This is a genomic window from Phaeobacter sp. HF9A, assembly GCF_011806385.1.
Classification (GTDB): domain Bacteria; phylum Pseudomonadota; class Alphaproteobacteria; order Rhodobacterales; family Rhodobacteraceae; genus Epibacterium.
On the sequence record NZ_JAATOX010000002.1, the window covers coordinates 53,528 to 74,980 of the forward strand.

Annotated in this window: 24 protein-coding genes; 17 read left to right on the forward strand and 7 right to left on the reverse strand. The window is 61.3% G+C overall.

The genetic code is table 11. From position 1 onward, the window contains the following. The first annotated feature begins 22 nt into the window (after positions 1-22). The 3 genes from HCZ87_RS00335 (at position 23) to HCZ87_RS00345 (ending at position 2,667) form a co-directional block, all read left to right on the forward strand. A complete protein-coding gene (locus HCZ87_RS00335) occupies positions 23-1,270 on the forward strand; it encodes a class I SAM-dependent RNA methyltransferase (protein ID WP_167641774.1) in 1,248 nt (415 codons plus the stop codon). Between the two features lie 21 nt (positions 1,271-1,291). Further along, a complete protein-coding gene (locus HCZ87_RS00340) occupies positions 1,292-2,077 on the forward strand; it encodes an ion transporter (protein ID WP_167641775.1) in 786 nt (261 codons plus the stop codon). 74 nt (positions 2,078-2,151) lie between these two features. Continuing rightward, the gene (locus HCZ87_RS00345; protein ID WP_167641776.1) at positions 2,152-2,667 is read left to right on the forward strand and encodes a murein L,D-transpeptidase family protein; all 516 of its coding nucleotides are present in this window, start codon (positions 2,152-2,154) and stop codon (positions 2,665-2,667) included. Positions 2,668-2,749: 82 nt separating this feature from the next. On the opposite strand, the gene HCZ87_RS00350 is transcribed toward HCZ87_RS00345, so the two are convergent. Then, positions 2,750-3,244, reverse strand: coding sequence for a CAP domain-containing protein (locus HCZ87_RS00350; protein ID WP_167641777.1), 495 nt, complete (start codon positions 3,242-3,244; stop codon positions 2,750-2,752). A gap of 171 nt (positions 3,245-3,415) precedes the next feature. Here HCZ87_RS00350 and HCZ87_RS00355 point away from each other — a divergent pair, with 171 nt between their 5' ends. Both HCZ87_RS00355 and HCZ87_RS00360 read left to right on the forward strand, forming a co-directional pair. Continuing rightward, the gene (locus tag HCZ87_RS00355; protein ID WP_167641778.1) at positions 3,416-4,033 is read left to right on the forward strand and encodes a L,D-transpeptidase; all 618 of its coding nucleotides are present in this window, start codon (positions 3,416-3,418) and stop codon (positions 4,031-4,033) included. A gap of 143 nt (positions 4,034-4,176) precedes the next feature. Continuing rightward, positions 4,177-4,359, forward strand: coding sequence for a hypothetical protein (locus HCZ87_RS00360; protein WP_167641779.1), 183 nt, complete (start codon positions 4,177-4,179; stop codon positions 4,357-4,359). Positions 4,360-4,435: 76 nt separating this feature from the next. On the opposite strand, the gene hemH is transcribed toward HCZ87_RS00360, so the two are convergent. Further along, complete coding sequence (hemH, locus tag HCZ87_RS00365; RefSeq protein WP_167641780.1) at positions 4,436-5,497, reverse strand: ferrochelatase; 1,062 nt, start codon at positions 5,495-5,497, stop codon at positions 4,436-4,438. A gap of 107 nt (positions 5,498-5,604) precedes the next feature. Beyond that, a complete protein-coding gene (locus tag HCZ87_RS00370; protein ID WP_167641781.1) occupies positions 5,605-6,441 on the reverse strand; it encodes a methyltransferase domain-containing protein in 837 nt (278 codons plus the stop codon). An 11-nt stretch (positions 6,442-6,452) separates the two neighbouring features. Between HCZ87_RS00370 and HCZ87_RS00375 the strand changes: the two genes are divergently transcribed. From HCZ87_RS00375 to HCZ87_RS00390, 4 genes are all read left to right on the forward strand, one after another. Then, complete coding sequence (locus HCZ87_RS00375; protein WP_167641782.1) at positions 6,453-7,184, forward strand: ComF family protein; 732 nt, start codon at positions 6,453-6,455, stop codon at positions 7,182-7,184. Between the two features lie 73 nt (positions 7,185-7,257). Continuing rightward, positions 7,258-7,515: a glutaredoxin 3 gene (grxC, locus tag HCZ87_RS00380; RefSeq protein ID WP_167641783.1), complete on the forward strand. Its 258-nt coding sequence runs from the start codon at positions 7,258-7,260 to the stop codon at positions 7,513-7,515. Between the two features lie 8 nt (positions 7,516-7,523). Continuing rightward, on the forward strand, positions 7,524-8,354 hold the full coding sequence (locus tag HCZ87_RS00385; protein WP_167641784.1) for a carbon-nitrogen hydrolase family protein: 831 nt from the start codon (positions 7,524-7,526) through the stop codon (positions 8,352-8,354). After that, a complete protein-coding gene (locus HCZ87_RS00390; protein ID WP_167641785.1) occupies positions 8,354-8,794 on the forward strand; it encodes a MarR family winged helix-turn-helix transcriptional regulator in 441 nt (146 codons plus the stop codon). The genes HCZ87_RS00385 and HCZ87_RS00390 overlap by 1 nt, the downstream gene beginning before the upstream one ends. A gap of 328 nt (positions 8,795-9,122) precedes the next feature. Here the strand turns inward: HCZ87_RS00390 and ubiG are convergent, their stop codons facing one another. Next, positions 9,123-9,866: a bifunctional 2-polyprenyl-6-hydroxyphenol methylase/3-demethylubiquinol 3-O-methyltransferase UbiG gene (ubiG, locus tag HCZ87_RS00395; protein ID WP_167641786.1), complete on the reverse strand. Its 744-nt coding sequence runs from the start codon at positions 9,864-9,866 to the stop codon at positions 9,123-9,125. Between the two features lie 50 nt (positions 9,867-9,916). Here ubiG and pip point away from each other — a divergent pair, with 50 nt between their 5' ends. The 8 genes from pip (at position 9,917) to infB (ending at position 18,699) form a co-directional block, all read left to right on the forward strand. Further along, positions 9,917-10,897, forward strand: coding sequence for a prolyl aminopeptidase (gene pip, locus HCZ87_RS00400; RefSeq protein ID WP_167641787.1), 981 nt, complete (start codon positions 9,917-9,919; stop codon positions 10,895-10,897). After that, positions 10,894-11,751, forward strand: coding sequence for an ABC transporter substrate-binding protein (locus HCZ87_RS00405; RefSeq protein WP_167641788.1), 858 nt, complete (start codon positions 10,894-10,896; stop codon positions 11,749-11,751). Before pip ends, HCZ87_RS00405 begins: the two co-directional genes overlap by 4 nt. Before the next feature lie 130 nt (positions 11,752-11,881). Continuing rightward, on the forward strand, positions 11,882-12,415 hold the full coding sequence (locus HCZ87_RS00410) for an RNA polymerase sigma factor (RefSeq protein ID WP_368484060.1): 534 nt from the start codon (positions 11,882-11,884) through the stop codon (positions 12,413-12,415). Then, positions 12,412-13,152 carry an anti-sigma factor gene (locus HCZ87_RS00415; protein ID WP_167641789.1) on the forward strand — a complete coding sequence of 247 codons (741 nt, stop codon included), beginning with the start codon at positions 12,412-12,414 and terminating at the stop codon, positions 13,150-13,152. The genes HCZ87_RS00410 and HCZ87_RS00415 overlap by 4 nt, the downstream gene beginning before the upstream one ends. 143 nt (positions 13,153-13,295) lie before the next feature. Then, a complete protein-coding gene (rimP, locus tag HCZ87_RS00420; protein ID WP_167641790.1) occupies positions 13,296-13,907 on the forward strand; it encodes a ribosome maturation factor RimP in 612 nt (203 codons plus the stop codon). Then, positions 13,907-15,523 (forward strand): transcription termination factor NusA, encoded by a 1,617-nt coding sequence (nusA, locus tag HCZ87_RS00425; protein ID WP_167641791.1) that lies wholly within the window; start codon positions 13,907-13,909, stop codon positions 15,521-15,523. The genes rimP and nusA overlap by 1 nt, the downstream gene beginning before the upstream one ends. Positions 15,524-15,550: 27 nt before the next feature. Beyond that, positions 15,551-16,168 (forward strand): RNA-binding protein, encoded by a 618-nt coding sequence (locus tag HCZ87_RS00430; protein ID WP_167641792.1) that lies wholly within the window; start codon positions 15,551-15,553, stop codon positions 16,166-16,168. An 8-nt stretch (positions 16,169-16,176) separates the two neighbouring features. Then, positions 16,177-18,699, forward strand: coding sequence for a translation initiation factor IF-2 (gene infB, locus HCZ87_RS00435; protein ID WP_167641793.1), 2,523 nt, complete (start codon positions 16,177-16,179; stop codon positions 18,697-18,699). 118 nt (positions 18,700-18,817) lie between these two features. Here the strand turns inward: infB and mutT are convergent, their stop codons facing one another. Genes mutT through HCZ87_RS00450 form a run of 3 tightly spaced genes read right to left on the reverse strand, consistent with a single transcriptional unit; the run spans position 18,818 to position 21,337 of the window. Then, positions 18,818-19,228, reverse strand: a complete 411-nt coding sequence (mutT, locus tag HCZ87_RS00440) for an 8-oxo-dGTP diphosphatase MutT (RefSeq protein WP_167641794.1) — start codon at positions 19,226-19,228, stop codon at positions 18,818-18,820. Next, positions 19,225-20,451 carry a bifunctional glutamate N-acetyltransferase/amino-acid acetyltransferase ArgJ gene (argJ, locus tag HCZ87_RS00445; RefSeq protein WP_167641795.1) on the reverse strand — a complete coding sequence of 409 codons (1,227 nt, stop codon included), beginning with the start codon at positions 20,449-20,451 and terminating at the stop codon, positions 19,225-19,227. Before argJ ends, mutT begins: the two co-directional genes overlap by 4 nt. A 31-nt stretch (positions 20,452-20,482) precedes the next feature. Further along, positions 20,483-21,337 (reverse strand): peptidylprolyl isomerase, encoded by an 855-nt coding sequence (locus HCZ87_RS00450; RefSeq protein WP_167641796.1) that lies wholly within the window; start codon positions 21,335-21,337, stop codon positions 20,483-20,485. Between the last annotated feature and the right edge of the window lie 116 nt (positions 21,338-21,453).

The window sequence follows — 21,453 nt, forward strand, 5'->3', positions numbered from 1 at the left end:
CATCTCGCGCTAAGGCAAGGGCATGACAAACGCAGCCAGAACCACAGCAACGATTGACCGATTGGGCCATCAGGGCGATGGAATTGCCCCCGGCCCCCTCTATGCGCCGCGCACGCTTCCGGGCGAGGTGATCAGCGGCATCGCCGAGGGGCAGAGCCTGAGTGATATCCGCATTGAAACCCCTTCCGGGGATCGCGTGCAGGCGCCTTGCCGCCACTATAAATCCTGCGGCGGCTGCCAGTTGCAGCACGCCAGCGATGATTTTGTGGCTGAGTGGAAGAGCGATGTGGTGCGCAACGCGCTGGCATCACGCGGGTTAGAGACGGAATTTCGCCCCATCCTGACCTCGCCTGCGCGGTCGCGTCGCCGGGCGACACTCTCGGTCAAACGCACCAAGAAGGGCGCCATGGCTGGGTTCCATGGCCGCGCGTCCGACATCATTACCGCCATTTCCGATTGTCACCTGCTTGCGCCCGAGCTGATGGCGGCGATCCCGGTGGCGGAGGATCTGGCGATGATCGGGGCCAGCCGCAAGGCGCCGCTGGCGGTTACCGTGACCACCTCGAACATGGGGCTCGACGTTCTGGTGAAGAACGGCAAACCGCTGGACGGGCCGCTGCGGATTGAACTCGCGCAGGCGACCGAGCGGCACAAGCTGTCGCGGCTGACCTGGGACGATGAACCCATCGGCATGGAACAGCCCCCCATGCAAAGCTTTGGCCCGGCACAGGTCTGCCCGCCTCCGGGCGCATTTCTACAGGCCACGCCGGAGGGTGAAGCGGCGCTGGTCGCGGCGGTGCAGGAGATTGTCGGCGATGCGCGTCGCGTGGCCGATCTCTTTGCGGGCTGCGGGACGTTTTCACTGCCCTTGGCGCAGCGCGCAGAGGTGCACGCGGTGGAAGGCGAGCGCGCCATGATGCAGGCGCTGGAGCAGGGCTGGCGCAAGGCAAAGGGGCTGCGCAAGGTCACCACCGAAACCCGGGATCTGTTTCGCAACCCGCTTCTGCCCGAGGATCTCAACCCCTTTGGCGCTGCGTTTGAGGCCGTGGTCATCGACCCCCCGCGCGCCGGAGCCGAGGCGCAGGTTGCCGAGCTTGCCAAGGCCCGCGTGCCGGTCATTGCCTATGTGTCCTGTAATCCGGTGAGCTTTGCCCGTGATGCAGAAACCCTTGTTGCGGCGGGATATCGGCTGAATTGGGTACAGGTTGTTGACCAGTTCCGATGGTCCACCCATACCGAACTTGCCGCCAGCCTGACACTGACCCGATAGCGCCCAAGGAGAGCTGCCAGTATGATCAACCGCCTGAACTCCGTGCTGGAGAGTCCCAGCTTTGGCCGTTTCATCACCGCGGTCATCCTGCTGAACGCTGTGACCCTGGGGCTGGAAACGTCCGATATGGTCATGGCCCATGCGGGCGGCTTTGTGCATCTGGTGGATAATCTCTGCCTGCTGATCTTTGTCCTGGAGATTGTCAGCAAGCTGATCGTGCGGCGGCTGTCCTTCTTCCTCAGTGGCTGGAGCGTTTTCGATTTTCTGATCGTCGGGATTTCGCTGGTGCCGGGCGCCGAAGGCTTCTCGGTGCTGCGGGCCTTGCGGATCTTGCGGGTGCTGCGCGTGGTCTCGGTGGCGCCGCGCCTGCGGCGGGTGGTCGAAGGCTTCATCACCGCGCTGCCGGGCATGGCTTCGGTGTTCCTGCTGATGGCGATCATTTTCTACATTGGCTCTGTCATGGCGACCAAGCTGTTTGGTCATAGTTTCCCGGAATGGTTCGGCACCATGGGGCGTTCCGCCTATTCCCTGTTCCAGATCATGACATTGGAAAGCTGGTCCATGGGCATCGTGCGCCCGGTGATGGAGATCTACCCGCACGCTTGGGCCTTCTTTGTGCCCTTCATCATGGTGACGACCTTTGCGGTGGTGAACCTCCTGGTGGGTCTGATCGTGAACTCCATGCAGGATGCCCATTCCGAAGAGGCGGGCGAACGCACCGATGCCTATCGCGATCAGGTGATGTCGCGGCTTGAGGCGATCGAGACGCACCTGGAACGGATCCAGAGCAGCTCGACGCAAAAGTGATTATCAAATTCGTATAAAATTTGCTGTAGTGCCCAAAAAGAGCACGAAGCCAGTCAGAGCGGACAGAAAAGAAAATGCACAGGCGTACATTTGGGGTGGGCATCTTGGCTGCCCTTGGCACAGCGGGCTGTTCGAGCGGCCCACATGTGTCGCGGTATAACGGGCCTCCGGTTACATCCATTGTGGTGAACAAAGGCGCGCGAAAACTGTATCTGCTGAACGAGCACACGGTGCTGCGGGAGTATCAGGTCGGGCTTGGCTTTGCGCCGCTTGGGCATAAGCAGCTGGAGGGCGATGGCCGCACGCCGGAGGGCACCTATCTGATCGACCGCCGCAATCCGCGCAGCAAGTATCATCTGTCGCTGGGCATTTCTTATCCAAATGCGGCCGACCGGGCTGCGGCGCGTGCGCTGGGGGTTCGACCGGGCGGTGATATCTTTATTCATGGCGAGCCCAACAGCCGCGAGGATCGCAAGCGCGCGGCACGGGTTCAGGACTGGACTGCAGGATGCATCGCCGTGCGCAACGAGGAGATCGAGGAGATCTGGTCGATGGTGACGGATGGAACCTTGATCACCCTGCGCCCCTAGATCGGCCTTCCGAGAGGGTGATCAACAAAAAAGCCGCGTCTCATGTGAGCGCGGCTTTTGCTATTTCTGGAGGCTGGCGATCTTAATCGGCCATCACCAGGGTCCACCAGATCTTGCCATTGGGTTCCTGGAACCACGAAAAGCCCATGTTCACCGCTTTGGGGTCCATGATGACGGCACGGGTGCTGCTGTCTTCCATCCAGGCGGTGAGGGTTTGCACCTCGTTCTCGTAGGTTTCAGAGATGGTCTCGCCCAGAAGCGATCCGGTGTAGCCCACGCGCGCGATGCGATCCAGCGGCGAGGAGCCGTCAGAGCCGAAATGCCAGGGGCGGTTTTGCACCGACATATCGCGGGAATGTGTGGCGGCAGCGGCGTTGAGCTTGGCGTTCAACTGCACAGGCTGGCTGCCAGCGGCTTCGCGCAGCGCGTTGACCGAATCCAGCATGCGGAACTGGACACGCTCCTCGTTTCTAATCCTGTATACGCCAGCGCCGCTCGACGAGCCGTCGTTGCCAGCGGTACAGGCCGCCAGGATGAAAGACGTCAATGTCGCCAGAATCAGAAATACGCGTGTCATTCCAAGTCCCAAAAAGTGATGATTTCACAGCGTCCCATAGCTCTCCTGTGACTTATAGGCAAACGCAGGTGGGTCACAATGCTGCGATTCGGCGGGATTGAATTGCGACTGAGGCTTTCCGGCAATAGACTGCCGAAAAAATCCCGCACAATCATTGCAGAGTAGCACGTCATGACACGCAAATCGTTTTGGGCCCCAAGCCGCCGCCAATTTCTGGCGGGCTCGGCCTCGTTGATCGTCACACCGGCGCTGGCGCAGGAGGCAGCAGAAGCAGAGGAGGCGACCTACGACCCGCTGCGGCCGCCGCCGAAAGAAGAACCAAATGTGCGGCGCAATATTTCAGCGTTCCGGGCAAAGGACTGGCGTCCTTACTTTGATAACCTGCGGCGCGGGGCGATTCTGGTCGATATCGACAGCCGCGCCCTGCATTTCTGGTCGCAAGACGAATCGGTCTACAAGCTGTTTCCCTCGTCGGTGCCGCTGACAAATGACCTGACTCGCCGTGGCCGGACCAAGATTGTTCGCAAAGTTGTCGGTCCGAGCTGGTCGCCGACGCCCAATATGCGCAAACGCAACCCGGAATGGCCCGCCTTTATCCCGCCGGGGCCGGATAATCCGCTCGGCACCCATGCGCTTTACCTCAGCTGGAAGTATTATCGCATCCACGGCACGCATGACACGCGCAAAATCGGGCGTCGCTCGTCCAATGGTTGCATCGGTCTCTACAACGAACATATCGCCCAGCTGTATGAGTTGACCCAAACCGGCACGCAGGTGTTGCTAATTTGACGACAACCGTACCGGCGGCGCGCATCGAGATTTAACAAGCAATTGCAATCTGATGGGTTTACTGCTTAGAAAAACCCACGAGGTAAGTCTTGAGTGCGCACGCCATATGTGTGCCGTGCGCGTATTCTGGAGGTTAAGTTAACATGAAGAAACTCGTTCTCGCTGCTGCCCTGGCCGCTTCCGCGTCCGCCGCGACCGCTGGCTCCCTGGCAGAACCGATCGTTGAAGCACCGGTTATCGTTGAAGAAGCAACTTCTTCTTCTTCCGGCATCCTGCTGCCGCTGCTGCTGCTGGTCGTTGTGGCCGCTGCTGCTGCAAGCAACTAAGTGTTGCACAAGAATTGAAGAAAGGCGGCTGAGTTTCAGCCGCCTTTTTTTGTGTCTGCTGTTTTGGAAAGCGGGCTCAGTCGAGCCAGCCCGCCAGATTTTCCCGCAGCACCTGCGACAGCGCCTCAACATGGCTCGGCGCGTCGTTGAGACAGGGAATATAGGTGAACTCCTCGCCACCCGCGTGTTCGAAGCTCTCGCGAATCTCTTCGTTGATCTCTTCCAGCGTCTCGATGCAGTCGGCAGAAAACGCCGGCGCGATCACCGCGATGCGTTTCTTTCCTTGCTTTGCCAGCTCGGCGACATGTTCCACCGTATAGGGGCGCAGCCATTCCTCGGGGCCAAAGACCGATTGAAAGGTCGTGGTGATCTGCGTCTCATCCCAGCCCAGACGTTCCCGCAGCAGCCGCGTGGTTTTCTGGCATTGGCAGTGATAGGGGTCGCCCTGACGCAGATAGCGCTGCGGCATGCCATGATAGGACACCACCAGAATATCCGGCTTCTGTTCCTGCTTGGCATAGCCCTCCTCGACCGATTTGGCGAGCGCCTCGATATAGGCGGGGTGATCGAAATAGGGCTCGATGGTGCGCACGGCAGGTTGCCAGGTCTGCCGCATCAGCGCGCGGAAGAACTGGTCATTGGCAGTGGCAGAGGTCGCCCCGGCATATTGCGGATAAAGCGGCACAAACAGGATCTTGCGACAGCCCGCCGCGACCATGGCCTCGACCTTTGCCTCGGTTGAGGGGTTGCCGTAGCGCATGCAGAAATCGACCATGACCTGATCGCCATAGGTCTCTTCCATCGCCTGTGCGATCGCCTGGGTCTGATCCTTGGTGATCGTCATCAGCGGGCTTTCGCCCTTGTCGTGATTCCAGATGGATTTATAGGCCGCACCCGAGGAAAACGGGCGCTTGGTCAGGATGATGAGCTGCAAAAGCGGCTGCCACTTCCACGCCGGGTAGTCGATCACCCGCTTATCGGAGAGGAATTCGCTCAGATATCGCCGCATTGGCCAATAGCTGTAGTGATCCGGTGTGCCGAGGTTCGCCAGCAGGATGCCGACTTTCTCCCTGGTGACAGGCGGGTGATCCGCAGGGGCATGGGCAGGGCAGGTCGCGGAGGGTGTCTTGTCCAGCATGGGAAGATGTCCTGTATGAGGTCACGAATGTGAGTTTGTCGTTAGATACGGCGATCCCGCGAGAAAGGCCAATCGGATCACCTGACTGCGACCATTGGCTCAGGTTATCACGCCCCGTCGGGCAATTTGCTTTCCGGCACTTTCAGCGCCTCGGCCAGCCGCATCTTGGCCGACCCCGGACGCAGCGGTTGTGGCTGGCTGTCCGCCGGCGACCACCCGGTGAGGCAGATCAGCTCGAAGGTGGCGTTCAGTTTGCCGTTCTCGCTGGCGAAGTTCTGACGATAGATGTGATCGGCCAGCTCGAACAGGGCGCGGGGTGTCGGTTTGCGCAAGCGGTTGGTCATCGCGTTGGTTTCGCCCATGTCGCGCAGATCCCGCATCAGATGAGGCAGGTCGCGATATTGCACCGTCAGCGGCACCAGATCCGCCACCGGCAGGGCAAAGCCCGCCCGTTGCAGCAGCGCGCCAAACTCGCGAATCTCTCCCATCGGGGCGACCCTTGGCGACAGCCCGCCGCTGACATAGGTCTCCGCCTCGGCCAGGGCGCTGCGCAATTCATGCAACGTCTGCCCGCCAAGCGTGACCACCAGGAGCAGGCCATCTTCCTTTAGCGCACGGCGGCACTGGATCAGCTGTCCGACCGGGTCGTTGGCCCAATGCAGCGACATCACGTGAATCACCAGATCATGGGCCTGAGGCGCGAGATCCAGCAGCTCGCCATCTGCGATGATCTTTGCCCCGGGCAGCAGCCCCTCCCAGCGTTCCGCAAAAGGCGCGATAATCGCGGGATTGGTAAAGACTCTCTTAACCATGGAGAGCCGATCCTCGATCTCGTCTCTGGCCAAGTCGTGCAGGAACATCGCCTCCGGTTTACGCCGGGCGCGGCGCAGTCGAAGTGCGTCAAGGTCAAAGATCTGGGGATGAGCCATCGGTTCTTGTGTCATGAGGTGTACCTATGACGTTGCGCGCACGGATTCAAACGGCAGTTTCACTGGTCTATCCCGCGCGCTGTCTGAACTGCGGCGGGCTGGTCGAGAGCGACTTTGGTCTGTGCAGCGCCTGCTGGCGGGAGACCTCCTTTATTTCGGGCCTCGTGTGCGATGCTTGCGGCGTCCCGTTGCCGGGCGAGGATGACGGTCAGCTGGTGCATTGCGACGCCTGTTTGCAGAACCCACGCGTTTGGGCGCAGGGGCGGGCGGCGTTTCTTTATGACGGGCAGGGGCGGCGTCTGGTTTTGGCGCTGAAGCATGGGGATCGCACGGATCTGGCGGGGCCGGCGTCGGGTTGGATGGCCCGCGCGGCCACTGATCTGTTGCAGGGTGACCCGCTGCTGCTGCCGGTTCCGCTGCATTGGACCCGCCTTCTGCGACGGCGCTACAATCAATCCGCCCTCCTTGCGCAAGCACTGGCCGCGCGGACGGGCTGTGACTGTTGCCCGGATGGATTGCTGCGGCGCAAACAAACGCCGATGCTGGAAGGGCGCAGTCGGAACGAACGGCATGCCCTGCTGGATCATGCGATCAGCATAAATCCGCGTATGCGGGACCGGTTCCTGGGGCGAAAAATCCTGTTGGTGGATGACGTGATGACCAGCGGGGCAACATTGTCTGCCTGTTCCCGCGCCTGTCTGGACGCGGGCGCCGAGGAGGTAGGCGTTGTGGTTCTCGCCCGGGTCTCAGTGCTGTGAAAAGACTGGCAAAGCTTGTATAGAACCCCCACATGGCGCAAAACCCCGCCAAACAACGCGCATGGAGTGCCCTATGAAACCGGTTGAAATCTATACATCTCCCCTTTGCGGCTTCTGCCACGCGGCAAAGCGGCTGCTGACCCAAAAGGGCGTGAGCTTTTCCGAGATCGACGTTCTGGCCGATCCCTCGCGCAAGACCGAGATGATTCAGCGCGCCAATGGTGGGCGCACCGTGCCGCAGATCTTTGTCGGCGAGATCCATGTCGGCGGCTGCGACGATCTTTATGCGCTGGAAAACGCGGGCAAGCTTGACCCGCTGCTGAGCGCCTGAGGTCCGCGATGCGCGCTGCCCTGCTGCAAATGACATCCTCCGACGACCCGGAGGAAAACCTGGCCACAGCGACCGCCATGATTTCGGACGCGGTGGCGCAGGGGGCGGGGTTCGTGCTGACGCCCGAGGTGACCAATTGCCTCTCCACCAGTCGTCAGCACCAGCGCGAGGTCCTTTGCCACGAGGACGGCGACCCAACCCTGGCAGGGCTGCGCCAGGTCGCGGCCCGGCATGGCATCTGGCTGTCGATCGGCTCTCTGGGGCTCAAGACCCATGACGTGGACGGGCGCTTTGCCAATCGGCAGTTTCTGATCACGCCAACCGGTGACATCGCGGCGCGCTATGACAAGATCCATATGTTCGATGTGGAGGTCACGCCCGAGGAAACCTATCGCGAATCAGATGGCTATCGTCCGGGCACGCGGGCCGTTGTGGCCGATGCTGGCTTTGCGCGGATCGGGTTGACGATCTGCTATGATCTGCGCTTTCCGGCGTTGCACAGGCGTTTGGCACAGGCCGGGGCAGAGATCCTCACCGCGCCAGCAGCCTTTTCCCATGTGACCGGAGCCGACCACTGGCACAGCCTTCTGCGGGCACGGGCGATCGAGACGGGATGTTTTGTTCTGGCGGCGGCCCAGGTCGGAACCCATCCGGCCAGCCGGGGCGGCACGCGCCAGACCTACGGGCATTCGCTGGTGGTCGCCCCCTGGGGAGAGGTGCTGGCGGATGCGGGCACCGACGTCGGCGTGACCTGTGTTGATCTCGATCTCGATGCGGTCAGGAATGCGCGCAGCCGCGTGCCCTCATTGACCCACGACCGGGAGTTCGATGGGCCCTGATGGATGAGAATCACTCCCTGGCGATTTCGCTGTTCAGCGAGATCTTGATGGCCGACCAACTGGCCCGCTCGCGGCTGAGCAAGGCGCTGCCCAAGGGGATGGAACTGTCGCATTTTTCGGTTCTGAACCATCTGGCGCGCGCCGGGTTGGAACGATCCCCGGCGCAACTGGCCAAGGCCTTTCATGTCACCCGTGGTGCCATGACCAATACGATTCACAAGCTGGAGGTGGCAGGCTACGTGCATGTGCGCCCGGATTGGGATGACGCCCGGCGCAAGATGGTCGCGATCAGCCCCGCAGGTCGCAAGGCCCGCGACGCGGCGCTGACCTCGATCATTCCGATGATTTCCGAGGTGGTGAGCGAGCTTGGCGGCGAGCGTGTCCGCTCCGCCCTGCCCATTCTTCGAGAGTTCCGCGGCAAGTTGGAAAGCGAAGACTAGGCGCCGCATCGCCCCCTTGTGAAAAACAAAAAAGAGCGTGAAACACAAAAAAAGAGCGTCGGAAAATGCCGACGCTCTTTTTGATAGTTAGGGCCGTGAGTGGTGTGAGTGCGCCCCAATTTTACACATAGTCCTCGAACATGATGCCATGAGTGTGCGAGTGCGGCATCACGGAGGTCCCAACGCGTAGCTGCCAAACTATTCAGGAACAACAGCGGGCACAATCGCTCTATGGGATGTGTTTTTATACCAAAGTATAGGCTGGCTTTCATTGCAAGGGTGAAACCGGGTTTTGACCCTGTCTCACCCTCGATGCGTTGCTATCTGACTATGAATTTATGCTTGCCGTTACGTAATTTACACTCAGATCACGATCAGAAATCGACCAGCGCCACAGTAGGGGATTGAACACGAACCCCTTGCGATCAACCGGGGATAGTCCGGCCTGGCGCAGCAGGTCGAACAGTTCGTCGGGGGTGATGAATTTTGACCATTCATGGGTGCCACGCGGCAGCCACCGCATGACCACTTCGGCCCCAAAGATCGCCATGGCATAGCTTTTGGGATTGCGGTTGATGGTCGAGCAGATCTCCAGCCCGCCGGGTTTCAAGAGCTGCCGGGTGGCGGTGAGATAGGCCAGCGGGTCGGCAACATGTTCGACCACCTCCATATTCAGCACCACGTCAAAGGTCTCGCCGGCCTCGGCCATCGCTTCGGCTGTGGTGTGGCGATAATCAATCTCCAGCCCGGACTGTTCGGCGTGAATGCGGGCGACGGGCAGGTTGCCTTCGGCGGCATCGGCCCCGACCACCTCGGCGCCAAGCCGCGCCATCGGCTCGCTGAGCAGGCCACCGCCGCAGCCGATATCCAGCACGCGCAGCCCGGCAAAGGGCTCTGCGGTGGTCAGGTCACGGTCGAATTCCCCGGCGATCTGGCCTGTGATATAATCCAGCCGGCAGGGGTTCAGCATGTGAAGCGGTTTGAATTTCCCGTTCGGATCCCACCATTCTGCGGCCATCGCCTCGAACTTGGCGATCTCGGAGGGGTCCACCGTGGACTGTTGCGCTTGCATTCCTGTCTCCGTGTGTTTTCTTGTGTCCCAAGGTGTCAGTTAGGTCAGTAATGGACAAATACCCGGATCAAAAGCGCGCAGTGCAGTTTCTCTACCCGCCGATCGAGCCCTTCGATCAGCGGATGCTGGAGGTTGGGCAGGGGCATCGCATCTATATGGAGCAATGCGGCAACCCCGAGGGGGTGCCCGTTATCGTCTGCCATGGCGGCCCCGGTGGCGGCACCAGCCCTGCGATGCGGCGATATTTCGACCCGCGCGTCTATCGTATCATCCTGTTTGATCAGCGCGGTTGCGGGCGATCCCGGCCGCATGCCTCTTGCGAGGACAATACGACGTGGCATCTGGTCGCAGATATGGAAGTGATCCGCGAGCTGCTGGAGATCGACGCCTGGATGTTGTTTGGCGGCAGCTGGGGCGCGACGCTGGCCTTGGTCTATGCGCAGACCCATCCCGACCGGGTGACGCATATGATTCTGCGCGGTGTCTTCCTGATGACGCAGGCGGAGCTCGACTGGTTCTATGGCGGTGGTGCGGGGAAATTCTGGCCCGAGACCTGGGCACGCTTTGCCGATCTCATTCCCGCCGGGGGGGAGGGCGGTTTGATCGCGGCCTATCACAAACGCCTGTTTTCCGGCGACCGAGACGAAGAGGTCCGTTTTGGCCGGGCCTGGTCCGCCTGGGAAAACGCGCTCGCCTCGGTGCATTCCAATGGCACCTCCGGTGACAGCCCGGGCGAGTATGCCCGCGCCTTTGCCAGGTTGGAGAATCACTACTTCAGCAATGGCGGCTTTCTGCATATGGATGGTCAGATCCTCGCCAATATGGGGCGCATTGCGCATATTCCCGGCGTGATCGTGCAGGGGCGCTATGACATGATCTGCCCGCCGACCTCGGCCCATAGCATTCACGTGAAATGGCCCAATTCCGATCTTCTGATGATCCGCAATGCCGGGCATGCCCTGTCAGAACCGGGGATTAGCGCGGCATTGGTTCGAACCATGGACCAACTGGCAGAGGATCTGATGTCATGAAGCGCCTTGACCGTCGGGCTCTCTTTGCCTCCGGTGCGGCCGCGGCGCTCCTGGCGGCGACCGGGGCGTCCCTGTCGCAGCAGCCGCGCCGGGGCGGGACCCTGCGGCTTGCGGTGCCGCGTGATGGCGATCTGCTGACGCGGGTGGCGCGCAGCTCCGTTTATGACCAGCTGACCGAAGTGGCCCCGGATGGGCTGCTGCGCGGCGAGCTGGCGCAGGATTGGCACAGCGAGGACGGTGCCCGTCGCTGGGTGCTGGATCTGCGCAGGGATGCCATGTTCCACGATGGGCGCAAACTTGCGGCGGCGGATGTGGTCGCCTCGCTGGAGGGGCATGCACGGCAGGGTGAACTCCAGCTGACCGGCTTGAAAAACATAGAAGAAACACCTGATGGCGGCGTCCTGATCAACCTCGCCGAGGGCAATCCCCATCTGCCCTACCATCTGGCAAAGGCGGGGTTGGGAATCGCCCCTGATGGCAGCATCGACGCCCCGCTTGGCAGTATGGTCGGCACCGGGCTCTATTCCGTTGAGCGGGCGCAGGAGGGCCGCCATTTTCGCGCAAGTCGCCGGCAGCAGCATTACAAGGATGGTCGCGCCGGCTGGGTTGAAGCGCTTGATCTGATTGTCATTCCCGATGCCGCCGTGCGCGCCGAAGCGCTGCGCGAGGGCTATGTTGATGTGGCGGCGCTGCCCTTGCCCTCTGGGATTGTGGGGCGTGGCAGCTTCCATGTTCACCCGACCGAGGGCGATCTGACCCTGGCGGCGGGGCAGCATGTGGCGCTTCCAACCCGGATCTCGGCGCGCGCCCCGCTGGACGATTACCGGATCGCAGAGCGCTGGTGGATGGCCTGAGGGCAGGTATTTTGCCCAGAGAGCCAATATTGTAAGAAGAATTCCGCTGATGCAGTTGAGCTTCCCCGCGGGTTGCACCTATGTTGGCGCCAACGTTTTTGAGACATGACAGCTTGGATCTACCGCAGGAGTGGCCGCTATTCTCGGTTTTCGGAAAAAATCTGCCCTGGACGAGATTCGCGAGGGCATAGAGGCGGTCTATCCCCGGCTCTGGCGCTATTGTCTGGTGCAGACCGGCAAGCGCGACCGGGCGGATGATCTGGCGCAGATGACCTGCCTGCGTGCGTTGGAAAAACACCAAAACTATCAGGTCGGCACCCATGTGGACCGCTGGCTGTTCACCATGGCCCATCGGCTGTGGCTGAACGAGATCCGCGCCACGGCTGTGCGCACCGGCGGCGGCCTGGTCGCGCTGGAAGAAACCGAAATTCCCGATGCTTCCGCTACGTCAGAGGAGAATATTTTCGTCGCTGAGGTGTTTGCCAAGATAGGAGCACTGCCGGAAGGGCAGCGCGTTGTGGTTCTGCTGGCCTACGTGGAGGGCTTCACCTATCAGGAGACTGCAGATACGCTGGGTATTCCGATCGGCACCGTGATGAGCCGTCTGGCCAGTGCACGCAAGAAAATCGCAGGTGCCCTGTCTGCGGTGGAGGCTGGAACATGATCGAAGCAAGTCCGAGCATTTCCGACGAGGATCTGACCGCCTATCTGGACGGCGAGGCGGATGCCGCGCTGAGCCAAAAGATTGATCTGGCGCTGGAGAGCGACCCGGATTTGCCGCCGCGGCTGGAAGCGTTGATGCTGCCGATGGACGCGCTGAAAGAGGCTTTTGCGATGGAGCGCATGGCGCCGCCGCCGATGCCTGCGCTGCCGCAGCCGCGTCGTTCCGTGGTGCCGCTGCGTTTGGCGGCCTCTGTCGTGCTGGCCCTGGGAATCGGCTTCTCCGGCGGCTACCTGTTTCAGCCGGGTCAAAAGGCCCCGGGTTGGATCGACGTGGTGGCGAGCTATCAGTCGCTCTATATGACCGAGACGGTGGAGCAGACCACCCAGTCCCCGAATTTGGTGCAGGCCGCGCTGAAAGATTTCCAAACCCGCAGCGGTGTGGAACTGGCGGCGGCCACGGCCATTGACGGGCTGGATTTCCACCGCGCGCAGGTTCTGGGGTTCAAGAATAAGCCATTGATGCAAATGGCGTATCTGGGCGAGGACGGAACGCCTTTTGCGCTTTGTGTGCTCAATACCGACGGGGCGGACAAAGCGCTGACAGATCAGATGGCGCAGGGGCTGGCGGTAACATCCTGGGTGTCCGACGGGGTTGGCTATCTGGTGATTGGTGGCCAGGATCCATCCCGAACCCGGACTTTCGCGCAAGAGGTGCGGGAGCGGCTCAAGCAAGGGTGACCCCCTTGCTTGAGGAAGGTCTTGCAAAACGGGCACACGCGGCGTATATCCTCGCTCAACAGCGGCGCGTCGGGCTCTGGTCCGAGGCACCACCGATTAATTTCGACGGGCCGCGCGCCCGTTTTTTTGTGTTTGGACGACTGATGACCAACGACCTGATTGCCAAAGCCGCGATTGACCGTCGCCTGGCCGAGATCCTCACCCCGGTGATCGAGGATCTGGGCTATGAGCTGGTGCGTATTCGGCTGATGTCCGGCAAAACCACAACCATGCAAATCATGGCGGACCGTCCCGAGGGCGGGATCGAAGTCGATGATTGCGCAAAGATTTCCAACGCGGTGAGCGCCACGCTGGACGTCGAAGACCCGATTCTCGATGCCTATACGCTGGAGGTCTCCAGCCCCGGTATTGACCGCCCGCTGACCCGGCTGAAAGACTTTGAGATGTTCGAAGGCTACGAGGCCAAGCTGGAAACCGCCGAGATGGTCGGCGGCCGCCGCCGCTTTAAGGGCGAGCTTGCCGGCGTGGAGGGCGACGAGGTCCTGATCAATATCGAGGATCAGGGCGAACAGGTGACGATCGGGCTGAAATTCGATTGGCTGAGCGATGCAAAACTTGTGCTCACCGACGATCTGATCACGGAAATGCTGCGCCAGCGCAAAGCCGCTGGTGTGTTGAACGAAGACGCCTTTGACGACATCGAGACCGAAGGGTCCGCAGAAGGGACCTCAGGGTCCGAAGAGGAGAACAAGTAATGGCTATCACCTCTGCAAACCAGCTGGAGCTGTTGCAAACCGCCGAGGCCGTGGCGCGCGAAAAAATGATCGACCCCGGTCTGGTGGTCGAAGCGATGGAAGAATCCCTCGCCCGCGCTGCCAAGAGCCGCTACGGCAGCGAGATGGACATTCGTGTGTCGATTGATCGGAAAACCGGCAAGGCGACCTTCACCCGTGTGCGCACCGTGGTGGCGGATGAGGATCTGGAGAACTACCAGGCAGAGCTGACCGTCGAACAGGCGCGCCAGTACATGCAGGACCCCTCGGTCGGGGATGTGTTCTCGGAAGAGGTGCCGCCGGTGGAAATGGGCCGGATCGCGGCGCAATCCGCGAAACAGGTGATTCTGCAAAAGGTCCGTGAAGCCGAGCGGGATCGTCAGTACGAAGAGTTCAAGGACCGCAACGGCACCATCATCAACGGTCTGGTCAAACGCGAAGAATACGGCAACGTCATCGTCGATGTTGGCTCCGGCGAGGCGATCCTGCGTCGCAACGAGAAAATCGGCCGCGAAAGCTATCGCCCCAACGACCGCATCCGTTGCTATATCAAGGACGTGCGCCGCGAACCCCGTGGCCCGCAGATCTTCCTCAGCCGCACCGCGCCGGAATTCATGGCCGAGCTGTTCAAGATGGAAGTGCCGGAAATCTATGACGGTATCATCGAGATTAAGGCCGTGGCCCGCGATCCGGGGTCGCGCGCAAAAATCGCCGTGGTGTCCTATGATGGCTCCATCGACCCGGTCGGCGCCTGCGTCGGTATGCGGGGCTCTCGTGTGCAGGCCGTGGTGAACGAGCTGCAAGGCGAGAAGATCGACATCATCCCGTGGAACGAGGATCAGCCGACCTTCCTGGTGAACGCGCTGCAACCGGCAGAAGTGACCAAGGTGGTTCTGGACGAAGAGGCCGGCAAGATCGAAGTTGTCGTGCCCGACGAACAGCTCAGCCTGGCGATTGGCCGTCGTGGTCAGAACGTGCGTCTGGCGTCGCAGCTGACCAACCTCGATATCGACATCATGACGGAAGAAGAAGAATCCGCCCGCCGTCAGAAGGAATTCGAGGCCCGCACCAAATTGTTCATGGAAACGCTGGATCTGGACGAATTCTTTGCCCAGCTTCTGGTCTCCGAAGGCTTCACCAATCTCGAAGAGGTCGCCTATGTCGAACTCGACGAGCTGCTGGTGATCGACGGTGTTGACGATGGCACCGCCGAAGAGCTGCAAGCGCGCGCCCGTGACTATCTGGAGGCGCAAGCCAAGGCGGCCTTGGACAATGCCCGCAGCCTGGGTGTAGAGGACAGCCTTATTGACTTTGATGGCCTCACACCCCAGATGGTGGAAGCACTGGCAAAAGACGGCGTAAAAACGCTTGATGACTTTGCCACCTGCGCGGATTGGGAACTGGCCGGTGGCTGGACCACCGAAAACGGCGAGCGGGTGAAGGATGATGGTATCCTCGAACCCTTCGACGTCAGCCTCGAAGACGCGCAAAATCTGGTGATGACAGCGCGTATCATGCTGGGTTGGGTGGATCCGGCAGAGCTTGAAACAGATGCAGAAGACCTCGGCGACGAGGCGGAAGAGGAGGCAGAGGCCTAAGCGGCCCCTGCTCTTCAGGAGATGTGAATGACCCGTGGTGGTGCAGAAAAATCCCGTGAGAACGGACCCGAACGGAAATGTCTCGCCACTGGCGAGACAGAGCCGAAATCGGGGCTGATCCGTTTCGTTCTGGGGCCTGACAATCAGGTGTTTCCTGATGTCATGGGTAAACTGCCCGGTCGTGGTGTTTACGTCTCTGCCACGCGGTCTGCGTTAGACTTGGCGGTGAAGAAAAAACTCTTTGCACGCGGATTCAAGACGCAGGTCACGGTGCCCGAGGGGTTGGCTGACGAGGTGGAACGGCAGGTTTTGCGCCGCACCATCGACCTGATCAGCCTTGGACGCAAGTCCGGCGACGCCGTGGGTGGATATGAGAAGGTAAAGGACATGTTGGCCAAAGAGGAGGCACGGATCTTGATCCAGGCCTCTGACGGGTCAGGGCGAGGGAAGTCCAAACTGAGCACGCCCCACAGGGGAAAATATATCGGTTGTCTGACGGCAAACGAGCTCGGGATGGCTTTTGGGCGTGAAACTGTCATACATGCAGCGCTCGCCTCTGGTGGACTCAGCCAACGTGTTGTAGAGGAAGCCCAGCGATTGCAGGGTTTGCGCGAAAAGGGCGGCAACGGCCGCACGGAAGGATAAAGAGCTTTATGAGCGATAGTGACGGCAAAAAGACATTGGGTCTTCGTGGTGGCGGATCTCGTCCCGGGAACGTGAAACAGAGCTTCAGCCACGGTCGGACCAAGAATGTCGTGGTGGAAACCAAGCGTAAGCGCGTGGTTGTCCCCAAGCCGGGCGCAGGCAAAGGTGGCGCCGGTGGCGTTGCGGCCGGCGATGCTTCGCGGCGCCCTGCTGGTATTTCTGATGCGGAAATGGAACGTCGCCTGAAGGCGCTCCAGGCCGCCAAGGCGCGTGAATCCGAAGAAGCCGCCCAGCGGGAAGCTGAGGAAAAGGCCCGCGCCGAAGAGCGTGAGCGCCGCCGCGCCGAGCAAGAGGCGAAGGAACGCGAACAGCGCGAAGCCGAAGAAAAAGCCCGTCAAAAGGCCGAAGAAGAAGAGCGCAAGCGCCAGGAACAAGAAGCCGCTGCCAAGCGCGCCGCCGCCGAAAAAGCTGCGCCGCCGCAGGCAGACCAAGCTGCTGGTGCGCCGGCCGCCGCACGTGGCCCCGCCGCCGCTGGCGCTGCGAAACCCGCCGCCGCCGGTCCGCGCAAGGCGGAACGCGAGCGTGAAGAACGTGGTCGTAGCACCAAGGGCCGTGCCGCCGGTGATGACAATGGTCGTCGCTCCGGCAAGCTGACCCTGAGCCAGGCAACCGGTGGTGAAGGTGGCCGTCAACGCTCCATGGCGTCGATGAAGCGCAAGCAAGAACGCGCCCGCCAAAAGGCCATGGGTCAGATCGAACGCGAAAAGGTCATCCGTGACGTGCAGCTGCCAGAGGCCATCATGGTCTCCGAACTGGCCAACCGTATGGCTGAGCGCGTCGCCGATGTGGTTAAATCGCTGATGAAAATGGGCATGATGGTCACGCAGAACCAGACCATCGACGCCGATACCGCCGAGCTGATTATCGAAGAATTCGGCCATAATGTGGTGCGGGTTTCCGATGCTGACGTCGAGGATGTCATTAACGAGGTTGTGGACGCAGAAGAAGATCTGCAACCGCGTCCGCCGGTCATCACCATCATGGGCCACGTTGACCACGGCAAAACCTCGCTTCTGGACGCGATCCGCGACGCCAAGGTTGTCGCGGGCGAGGCCGGCGGCATTACCCAGCATATCGGCGCCTATCAGGTGACAACCGACAGCGGCGCAGTCCTGTCCTTCCTCGACACGCCCGGCCACGCGGCCTTCACCTCGATGCGCTCCCGTGGCGCCCAGGTGACGGATATCGTGGTTCTGGTTGTCGCGGCTGACGATTCGGTGATGCCGCAGACGATCGAGGCGATCCACCACGCCAAGGCGGCCAATGTGCCGATGATCGTGGCGATTAACAAAGTCGACAAACCGGCTGCTGACCCGAACAAAGTCCGCGCCGAGCTGCTTCAGCACGAAGTCATCGTGGAAGCCATGTCTGGTGAAGTGCAGGACGTCGAAGTCTCAGCGCATACCGGGCAGGGGCTCGATGATTTGCTCGAAGCGATCGCGCTGCAAGCGGAAATCCTGGAACTCAAAGCGAACCCGAATCGCGCCGCCCAGGGTGCCGTGATCGAGGCTCAGCTTGACGTGGGCCGGGGTCCGGTCGCGACCGTTCTGATCCAGAAAGGTACGCTGCGTCAGGGGGATATCTTCGTTGTGGGTGAGCAATACGGTAAGGTCCGTGCGCTGATCAACGACAAGGGCGAGCGCGTCACCGAGGCTGGTCCGTCGGTTCCGGTCGAGGTGCTCGGCCTGCATGGCACGCCCGAGGCTGGCGACGTTCTGAACGTCACCGAAACCGAAGCGCAGGCCCGCGAGATCGCAGAATACCGTGCCCACGCAGCCAAGGAAAAACGCGCTGCTGCCGGTGCTGCCACCACGCTTGAACAGCTGATGCAGAAGGCCAAGGAAGACGAATCCGTCTCCGAACTGCCGATCCTGGTCAAAGCCGATGTGCAGGGTTCTGCCGAGGCGATCGTTCAGGCGATGGAAAAAATCGGCAACGACGAGGTGCGCGTGCGCGTGCTGCACTCTGGTGTGGGCGCGATTACCGAGACCGACATCGGCCTCGCAGAAGCCTCCGGCGCACCGGTCTTTGGCTTCAACGTCCGGGCCAATGCCTCGGCGCGCAATACCGCCAACCAAAAGGGTGTCGAGATCCGGTACTATTCGGTGATCTACGACCTTGTGGACGACGTCAAAGCCGCGGCATCCGGTCTGCTCTCTGCCGAGATCCGCGAGAACTTCATCGGTTATGCCGAGATCAAGGACGTGTTCAAAGTGTCCAACGTCGGCAAGGTTGCCGGCTGTCTGGTCACCGAAGGCGTTGCGCGTCGCTCCGCCGGTGTGCGCCTGCTGCGCGACAACGTGGTGATCCACGAAGGCACGCTGAAAACGCTGAAGCGCTTCAAGGATGAAGTTGCCGAGGTTCAGTCCGGTCAGGAATGCGGCATGGCGTTTGAAAACTACGATGATGTCCGCGCCAAGGACGTTATCGAGATCTTCGAGCGCGAGGAAGTCACCCGCACCCTCGCCTGATCTGCTCGGTCATGTAAAGAAAAGCCCCGGTCCATGTGACCGGGGCTTTTTTGTTTGGGGCGATGCATCTGGCGTATGTGGCAGCGACTGCCCGGCGGACACGCCGGGCGCGTTGTGTTCAGAGCCAGTCCCGCAGGATCGGGATCAGAGGAATATCAGCCGGCGGCATGGGGTAGTCGCGCAGCTCACTCGCGCGGACCCATTTCAAGGTCTGACCCTCCTGCGCCTGCGGGATGCCTTCCCACTTGCGGCAGGCAAAGAGCGGCATCAGCAGGTGGAAATCGTCATAGCTGTGGCTGGCAAAAGTCAGCGGCGCCAGGCAGCTGAACCAGGTGTTGATGCCCAGCTCCTCTTGCAGTTCGCGGATCAACGCGGCCTCTGGGGTCTCGCCGGGTTCGACCTTGCCACCGGGGAATTCCCAGAGGCCCGCCATGGACTTGCCTTCGGGCCGCTGCGCCAGAAGGATGCGACCTTCGACGTCGATCAGCGCGACGGCGGAGACCAGAACCATTTTCTTGCCGTCGCTCATGACCGGTAATCTGCGTTGATGGAGATATACTGATGGGTCAGATCGCAGGTCCAGACGGTGGCCTGCCCGTCGCCAAGCCCAAGATCAACCTTGATGGTGATCTCCTGCTTTTTCATCTCTGCGGCGCCCAGCTCTTCCTTGTAGGAGGGCGCGACCCAGCCTTTTTCAGCGACCAACACATCGCCGAAGGAAATCGACAGAAGATCGCGATCCGCCTTGGCGCCGGATTTGCCGATCGCCATGACGATCCGGCCCCAGTTGGGATCCTCGCCCGCAATGGCCGTTTTGACCAACGGAGAATTGGCGATCGACATGCCGTGCACCTTGGCATCATCGGCGGTTTCGGCGCCGGTGACCTGGATTTCGACAAACTTCGTCGCGCCTTCACCATCGCGCACCACCTGGTGCGCAAGATCCAGCATCACCGCGCGCAGGGCTTCGGTAAATGCCGGGTTCCCGGTGGCATCAACACCGCTCGCGCCGGTGGCACAGAGCATCAGACTGTCGGAAGTGGAGGTATCGCTGTCCACGGTGATGCAGTTGAAGGATGTGTCGGTCTCTGCCGACAGCAGGCCCTGCAACGCCGCCTGATCATAGGCGGCATCGGTGAAGATATAGACCAGCATCGTCGCCATATCCGGCGCAATCATACCGGAGCCCTTGGCGATCCCGGCGATGCGCACCGGCTTGCCGTCGATCTCGACCGTGGCACTGGCACCTTTGGCAAAGGTGTCGGTGGTCATGATGGCCTTGGCGGCGGCCTCGATGGATGCGTCCGACAGCGCGCCATTCAGCTCTGCCAGCTTGGCCACGATACGGTCATGCGGCAGTGGCTCGCCGATCACCCCGGTGGAGGCGGTGAAAACGCGGTCCTGCGGCACGCCGGTCTGAGCGGCAACAGCAGCGGTGATTTCGGCCACCGATGTCTGCCCGTAATGCCCTGTAAAGGCGTTGGAATTGCCGGAATTGACCAGCAGCGCCGCGCCCTGATCCGTCGAACTGCCGAGCTTGGCCTGACAGTCCAGTACCGGCGCGGAGCGGGTGGCGGAGCGGGTGAAAACCCCGGCGATCGAAGTGCCCGGATCCATCACCGCCAGCATCACGTCGGTGCGGCCCTGATATTTGATACCGGAGGCCGCCGTCGCAAAGCGAAGGCCGCCGATCACGGGCAGGTCGGGGAATGCGGCAGGCGCAAGCGGCGAGCGGGGCATAGGGGTGGCCATTCTAGGTCTCCTGATGGGGCGTGTCTGGCGATCAGTTGGTGATCAGGCTCATGTCCCGCAGCACCGAGGGGTCGAGTCCGTCGATCTCGGGCCGCTCGATGGTCGCGCTCGCGGTCAGCTGATTGACGCGGTCCTCGACGGCCTGACGGGCAATCTCCTGCGCCAGCTCGTCGCGCACCTGGTCATAGTCGGGTGCCTCCAGCTTGCGACGCTCATTGAGCTTGATCACATGCCAGCCAAACTGGGTCTTGACCGGATCGGACACATCCCCGGGGCGCATGCTGGCCACTGCGGTTTCAAACTCCGGCACCATCTGGCCGTTGGTGAACCAGCCCAGCGAGCCGCCATTGGGGCCAGAAGGACCGGTGGAGGATTCTTTGGCCAGCGCCGCGAAATCGGCACCCGCGTCGAGCTGCTCCTTGATTTCATTGGCGGCTTCTTCGGTTTCCAGCAGGATATGGGAGGCGTTGAACTCGTCGCCGCCGTCGCCAGTGGAATAGCGCGCGTCATAGGCGTCGCGAATGGCGTCTTCGTTCTGGGCGCTCTGCATGATCGCTTCGATCACCTCGGACGCCAGCAGCGAGCGGGTCTCGTTCTCCACGGTCAGGCGGACAAGCTCCGGCATATCGCCATGCAACTGCTGCTTCAGCGCGGTTTGCTGAATGAGCTGATCCAGCAGCGCGTTGAACAACACGTCATCGGGCAGGCTCTGATATTGGGCGGGCAGTTTGGAGCGCGCCACGATCATGTGGCCGATGGTGATATCTTCACCATTCACCTTTGCAACGACGCTGCTGGCCTGGGGTTGGGCCTGTGCCGGCAGGGCGGCGAGGCCAAAAACCGCAGCGGCAACGCAGCCCTGCAAAAAAGTGAGACCTTTGCGCATGGAAGTCTTCCTATCTTGGTGCCACGGGGGGTCGTGGCGTTGACACTTATTTTCCTGCCGCTTACATCGCATCTGGGCCTAGGGCAGGACCGTCTTTCCACCTTTGTTTATGGGTT

Bases quoted from the DNA above. Each gene is read 5' to 3' on its own strand.
- HCZ87_RS00345 (WP_167641776.1), top strand. From the start codon at position 2,152: ATGCACAGGCGTACATTTGGGGTGGGCATCTTGGCTGCCCTTGGCACA.
- HCZ87_RS00335 (WP_167641774.1), top strand. From the start codon at position 23: ATGACAAACGCAGCCAGAACCACAGCAACGATTGACCGATTGGGCCAT.
- mutT (WP_167641794.1), bottom strand. From the start codon at position 19,228: ATGAGCGACGGCAAGAAAATGGTTCTGGTCTCCGCCGTCGCGCTGATC.
- HCZ87_RS00375 (WP_167641782.1), top strand. From the start codon at position 6,453: ATGACGTTGCGCGCACGGATTCAAACGGCAGTTTCACTGGTCTATCCC.
- HCZ87_RS00350 (WP_167641777.1), bottom strand. From the start codon at position 3,244: ATGACACGCGTATTTCTGATTCTGGCGACATTGACGTCTTTCATCCTG.
- HCZ87_RS00370 (WP_167641781.1), bottom strand. From the start codon at position 6,441: ATGACACAAGAACCGATGGCTCATCCCCAGATCTTTGACCTTGACGCA.
- ubiG (WP_167641786.1), bottom strand. From the start codon at position 9,866: ATGCAAGCGCAACAGTCCACGGTGGACCCCTCCGAGATCGCCAAGTTC.
- HCZ87_RS00430 (WP_167641792.1), top strand. From the start codon at position 15,551: ATGACCCGTGGTGGTGCAGAAAAATCCCGTGAGAACGGACCCGAACGG.
- HCZ87_RS00450 (WP_167641796.1), bottom strand. From the start codon at position 21,337: ATGCGCAAAGGTCTCACTTTTTTGCAGGGCTGCGTTGCCGCTGCGGTT.
- argJ (WP_167641795.1), bottom strand. From the start codon at position 20,451: ATGGCCACCCCTATGCCCCGCTCGCCGCTTGCGCCTGCCGCATTCCCC.
- HCZ87_RS00355 (WP_167641778.1), top strand. From the start codon at position 3,416: ATGACACGCAAATCGTTTTGGGCCCCAAGCCGCCGCCAATTTCTGGCG.
- grxC (WP_167641783.1), top strand. From the start codon at position 7,258: ATGAAACCGGTTGAAATCTATACATCTCCCCTTTGCGGCTTCTGCCAC.
- HCZ87_RS00385 (WP_167641784.1), top strand. From the start codon at position 7,524: ATGCGCGCTGCCCTGCTGCAAATGACATCCTCCGACGACCCGGAGGAA.
- pip (WP_167641787.1), top strand. From the start codon at position 9,917: ATGGACAAATACCCGGATCAAAAGCGCGCAGTGCAGTTTCTCTACCCG.
- rimP (WP_167641790.1), top strand. From the start codon at position 13,296: ATGACCAACGACCTGATTGCCAAAGCCGCGATTGACCGTCGCCTGGCC.
- HCZ87_RS00390 (WP_167641785.1), top strand. From the start codon at position 8,354: ATGGATGAGAATCACTCCCTGGCGATTTCGCTGTTCAGCGAGATCTTG.
- nusA (WP_167641791.1), top strand. From the start codon at position 13,907: ATGGCTATCACCTCTGCAAACCAGCTGGAGCTGTTGCAAACCGCCGAG.
- hemH (WP_167641780.1), bottom strand. From the start codon at position 5,497: ATGCTGGACAAGACACCCTCCGCGACCTGCCCTGCCCATGCCCCTGCG.
- HCZ87_RS00405 (WP_167641788.1), top strand. From the start codon at position 10,894: ATGAAGCGCCTTGACCGTCGGGCTCTCTTTGCCTCCGGTGCGGCCGCG.
- HCZ87_RS00360 (WP_167641779.1), top strand. From the start codon at position 4,177: ATGAAGAAACTCGTTCTCGCTGCTGCCCTGGCCGCTTCCGCGTCCGCC.
- HCZ87_RS00415 (WP_167641789.1), top strand. From the start codon at position 12,412: ATGATCGAAGCAAGTCCGAGCATTTCCGACGAGGATCTGACCGCCTAT.
- infB (WP_167641793.1), top strand. From the start codon at position 16,177: ATGAGCGATAGTGACGGCAAAAAGACATTGGGTCTTCGTGGTGGCGGA.
- HCZ87_RS00340 (WP_167641775.1), top strand. From the start codon at position 1,292: ATGATCAACCGCCTGAACTCCGTGCTGGAGAGTCCCAGCTTTGGCCGT.